Annotated in this window: 3 protein-coding genes; 1 reads left to right on the top strand and 2 read right to left on the bottom strand. The window is 37.7% G+C overall.

The features are described from left to right. Positions 1–317: 317 nt before the first annotated feature. Together VB264_RS24785 and VB264_RS24780 are read right to left on the bottom strand one after the other, a co-directional pair. The gene (locus VB264_RS24785) at positions 318–2,900 is read right to left on the bottom strand and encodes a M14 family metallopeptidase (protein WP_323254073.1); all 2,583 of its coding nucleotides are present in this window, start codon (positions 2,898–2,900) and stop codon (positions 318–320) included. Positions 2,901–3,077: 177 nt separating this feature from the next. Beyond that, positions 3,078–3,470 (bottom strand): TraR/DksA family transcriptional regulator, encoded by a 393-nt coding sequence (locus VB264_RS24780; RefSeq protein ID WP_309922962.1) that lies wholly within the window; start codon positions 3,468–3,470, stop codon positions 3,078–3,080. Positions 3,471–3,888: 418 nt separating this feature from the next. On the opposite strand from VB264_RS24780, the gene VB264_RS24775 reads away from it, so the two are divergent. Beyond that, positions 3,889–5,163 carry a Glu/Leu/Phe/Val family dehydrogenase gene (locus VB264_RS24775; protein ID WP_309922964.1) on the top strand — a complete coding sequence of 425 codons (1,275 nt, stop codon included), beginning with the start codon at positions 3,889–3,891 and terminating at the stop codon, positions 5,161–5,163. The last annotated feature ends 152 nt before the right edge of the window (positions 5,164–5,315 follow it).

Raw genomic sequence — 5,315 nt, 5'->3', positions numbered from 1 at the left:
AGTCTATTAAAATATTTAGAATTCTTCAAATTCGACTTTAGAAAATTAGGAATGGAAAATTATAGCGTTCTATAAAATTGACCATTAAAAAGAGGCTATCCTTTTGGGACAGCCTCTTTGCTGATATTTTTTTTGCTACAAAGGACGAATGCAATTCGTCCCTACTGTTTTTTATAACGTTGATAATCCTAAAACAAAAAAGTCGGCTTCCGATAAACCGAAAGCCGACTTCTGAAAGCTAAAATAAGTTCTACAACTGAATCTCAATAGCCACCACGAAAGCTGATAGCTGAAATCCGATTGCCGACTACTAAAACCTAATCCTCATCTCCCCCACGTACTCCTGAAAGTATTGTTGAACCAAAGAAAATAGCATTTAAAAACAATTTGTTAGTACCATACCAAAATGCTCTGAAGTTTGGATTATCCGTCATCACAATCACTTTTCCTGCTCCAAAAGCTGTTGCTACTACCGAAGGAGTATTTTTCATTAACTTCTTGTTACGTTCAGTGATATAACCACTTACCAGAGGGTCGTTAGTATAAATCAATGGAGCATTGTATGGGTCTTTAATTTTCTCTAAATAAATATTATTATCTCTGAAAACGCTTAGCGTTTGGTCTTTATATCCATAGCCAATTGGGTGCGTAGGGTCTAGTTTTACTTGAAAAATAGCACCACTTGTTTGTTGTGCACCTTTATAGCGTTCTGCCAACGCATAAGGTTTAGCAGTAGCAGTATCGGCAGGAATATTTTTAATTTTCACAGGAGATAAGCCTTTTGCCGAAGCCCATTCTACCGCATCCGTTAAAGCGATTAAAGTACCGCCTCCTCTAACCCATGTTTTTATTTTCTCTTCATTCAAAGTGCTGTATTCACCACTCGAAAGAATCAACGTATTGTATTTCTCTAAACTCATGCGGTTTACTTGTGTAATATCCGACATCGATAGAGGAATGTTTACCCTAGTATCTAATAAATGCCAAATCTCACCCGCATCGTTTGGATTCACGCCTGTGCCTGTCAACATCAAAACCTTCGGTTGGCGCATCGGTGCGAAATAGCTACTTCCTAAATCAATTCCTGATGGTGTTAAACCTGTTTGTAAAGCATAAAAGTCAATGCCATCTCTCTCAGCCAGTGTTTGTAACAATGTTTTCAAGGCAACGAAATCTGCTTGTTGATTTGAACCAACGGTGATTTCTACGGTACCATAGCTAAATGCTTTTGTTCCACCTTCAAACACTCCTGTAAAAGGCTCAGTAGCTACTTTTAGTTTGTAGCCTTTCTTCTGTAATTCATAGGCTGCTCTTGGGGCAAAATAGCTATCCCATTCAAATACGTAACCGTAAGTAGTATTACCAATGATTTTCCCTTTGGGGAATTCATTTTTCGTTAACTTATCTCCTAAAGCTAAAGCGATTTTAGCTTCTGAATAAGGCACATTAAAACAATGTGGCATAGACCACGCCGAAATATCATAGAAAAGAGAATCTTCAAAAGTAGTACGTTTTTCAAAAATCCCTTGTACTAAACGATATTGTGGCTGACTTAAAGGCACTACAAATGCCTCGCCCTTTTTAAAGGTTTTTCCATCAAGTGTTTCATCTTTTGATACATTGAAAACATCTATTTCGTGTTGACGAAGGATATTAATCATTTCCCAAACCTTTACTTTATCAGTACCTCCACCAAAAACGTAAGCTTTGGTAGCCGAAGTAGATTTTTCTTGATAGAAACTTCTTTGGTAATCTAACAAATCCTGACGCATAGCCTTGGCTGCACGCAACGTAGAAAGCGTAGTAACAAATTGGTTTCTAACGGTAAAGGCAAAACTCATATTGCCATTCTGTGTTTCTTGTAAATGTCCACGAGAACTAGCTTGTTCAAACAAGATACCGATACTTCCTTGCACGTCTGGGAAGGTTGAGCCTTTTCCATAGTAAAAATCGTCATAACCTTCTTTTGTAAAGTATAATGACCCGATTTTATCTAACGCTGCCGCATGAAACTTACCAATTACCTCGGTTAAATCTATGTTTTTCTTTGGCGTAAGTGGGTGCGTTCTGGCTGGAATACCGGGTTGAAAGAAGAATGATGAATTAGGCCCCATCTCATGGTGGTCAGTCAAGATATTTGGTTTCCATTCATGAAATTTCTGTATTCTGCCTTTACTTTCTGGATGTTGCGTATAAAGCCAGTCACGGTTAAGGTCGAACCAATAATGGTTATAACGTCCACCTGGCCACATCTCATTCAGTTCTCTACTGTTCGGGTCAGATACCATGTTCACGCTTTTGTTGGCATTTACCCAGCTTGAAAAACGCTCACCCCCATCTGGATTAATGCGTGGGTCGAGTAAAATAACCGATTCGTTCAAGATAGAATCTATTTCAGCACCCTGAGCCGCCGCCAAATAATATAATGCCAATACTGAAGCATTTGTACCACTGGCTTCGTTTCCATGTACAGAATAGCCCATCCACACTACGATAGGCATATTTTTAGTATCTAAGCTCGACGATTTATCGGGTTCTACTAACTTATGATGGTCTGCTTTAATTTTGTCTGCATTCGCAAGGTTTTTAGGAGACGAAATCGTCAATAATAACAATTGTCTGTTTTCGTAACTACGACCATATTCGCTCAGCTCAACCCTGTCTGATAATTCAGCTACTTTTTTCATATAGCCCATCAGTTGCTCGTGCTGAATATGCCAGTCGCCTACCTGATACCCCAAATATTGTTGTGGCGTAGGAATTTTAGGGTCATAACTAATATTCTGTGGCAGAAAGTAGCTATTAGGTACTTGTCCGAAACAAGTGCGAATAAGCATAAAAAACAAAAAAGCGGTTAACCGCTTTTTGCTAGGAATGTAAAGAGGAAAGTTGTTGTTCATATTAATTAGTTTGATGATGATGCACAATTAAAGTAGGCTATAATATTTATGCTATAGCCATTAAAATATTTTTAAATTTTGAATGAGCGAAACAAATAAAAGGGCACAATAAATAATGTATAGAGATTTTATCAGAAAAACTCTATCATTATTAACAATAAATTGCCATTCAGATAATTAGCGTTGTTTCATCAACTTCGCTTCAATCGTCTGTTGTGTATGAGGCACAGCTCTTAGGCGTTCTTTAGGAATTAATTTTCCAGTATCAATGCATACACCATAAGTGCCATTTTTGATACGGATTAAAGCATTCTCTAACTGAGTAGCAAATTTTTGCAAACGTGCTGCTAATTGGCTCATACTTTCTTTTTCAGAAGTATCAGCACCATCTTCCATTGGCTTAGAGCTACCTGCTGTCACATCTGTTCCCGGATCATTACGTTTGTGTAATGCTTCACGAATGTAGTTTAGCTCGCCACGTGCATCTTCCAATTTGTTAGTGATAAGCACTTCAAATTCTTTTAGCTCTTCCTCAGAGTATCGCGTTTTTTCTTCTACAATAGTGTTCATATTCAATAGGGCTGTTTGGGTTGAATATTAAATTAATAGCATTTAAAATTTTTGCAAAGATAAGTTGTTGGTTTTAAAATTTGCAATATTTCAAGAATAAATTAAATTTTTCTAAAATTTTATAATTTCTTAATTTTTAGAATTAGCCAACGATTATTTGGCAAACGCATCTATCTTCCATAAAGTTAAAAAGCAAAAAGCAAAAATACCTCAAATTTATGTTTTTTGATTAAAAATCAGGTATTTATACTTACATACAAAGGACTTGTTTTTGTCGTTTCAAGTGTGTTATGTTTGTGCATAATCAACAAAAACAAATCTCAAGACCTGATTACCACATATTTAGCGAAAAACAGGAAATAGTATTTTCCTAATATTTCAATATACTATAATACTGGCAGTCGGATATATCAAAACAATGACTTACTTAGAGCCCGCTCCTATCAAGGACAAAGAAAACCCGCTAGAATCCATGATGCAACGCTTCGACAAAGCCGTTGAATTATTGGGAATTTCTGATGAAATGTATTATATCCTTAAAGTGCCTGCTCGTCAGGTAACAGTAGGATTACCTATTACAATGGATAATGGAAGTATTAAGGTATTTGAAGGCTACCGCGTAATACACTCTAACATCCTTGGTCCGTCAAAAGGGGGAATTCGTTTTGACCCTGCTGTGAATATTGATGAAGTACGCGCATTAGCTGCTTGGATGACATGGAAATGTGCTGTAGTAGATATTCCTTATGGCGGAGCGAAGGGTGGAATCGCCTGCAATCCCCGTGAAATGTCGGCTGGCGAGATGGAACGTTTAATGCGTGCTTATACGGTATCGATGTTAGATGTATTTGGTCCAGACAGAGACATACCTGCACCAGATATGGGTACTGGTCCTCGCGAAATGGCTTGGCTGATGGATGAATACTCTAAAGCAAAGGGAATGACGGTCAATGCCGTTGTAACAGGTAAGCCTTTGGTTTTGGGTGGTTCGTTAGGTCGTACAGAAGCAACAGGTCGTGGGGTAATGGTTTCGGCTTTGGCTGGCATGGATAAACTTAAAATCAACCCTTATAAATCTACTGCCGCCGTTCAGGGTTTTGGCAATGTGGGTTCTCATGCTGCTAGCTTATTACACGAACGTGGCGTAATGATCAAAGCCATTTCTGATATTTCTGGTGCTTATTACAACGAAAACGGTATTGATATTGAAGGGGCTATTAAATTCAGAGACTTAAACAAAGGTACATTAGCAAATTTCCCGGGGGCTGAAAGAATCTCGAATGAAGAGCTATTGACTTTAGACGTGGATGTATTAGTACCTGCTGCTAAAGAAGATGTTATCACTATCGAAAACGCACCTTATATCCAAGCAAAATTGATTGTTGAAGGAGCCAATGGCCCAACGTCTGCTTCAGCTGATGATATTATTAATGAGAAAGGGATATTAGTAGTGCCAGATATTCTGGCGAATGCTGGAGGCGTTACGGTATCTTATTTTGAATGGGTTCAAAACCGTATGGGTTATAAATGGAATCTCGACCGTATCAATCGTCGTTCAGATAGAATTATGAAAGATGCTTTCGATAAGGTATTCCTTACATCTCAACAATTTAAAGTACCTATGCGTATTGCGGCTTATATCGTAGCGATTAAGAAAGTGGCTGATACTTATAAATTCCGTGGAGGGTATTGATAAATCAATTAACACTAAAAATCCATCCATAGAGAGGGACTTAAGTCCTACTGATTACCCACATCTTTTAAAAAGTTGAAATGGAAATGTTATTATTGATTAAATTAGCTTAAATGTACATAAATAGTCTTTAAAACCAAGCGTTGAAGCCC

The sequence above is a fragment of the Arcicella aquatica genome, from assembly GCF_034928825.1.
Taxonomy (GTDB): domain Bacteria; phylum Bacteroidota; class Bacteroidia; order Cytophagales; family Spirosomataceae; genus Arcicella; species Arcicella aquatica.
Note: the sequence above shows the minus strand (reverse complement) of the source record. Positions and strands in the feature narration are given on the sequence as shown.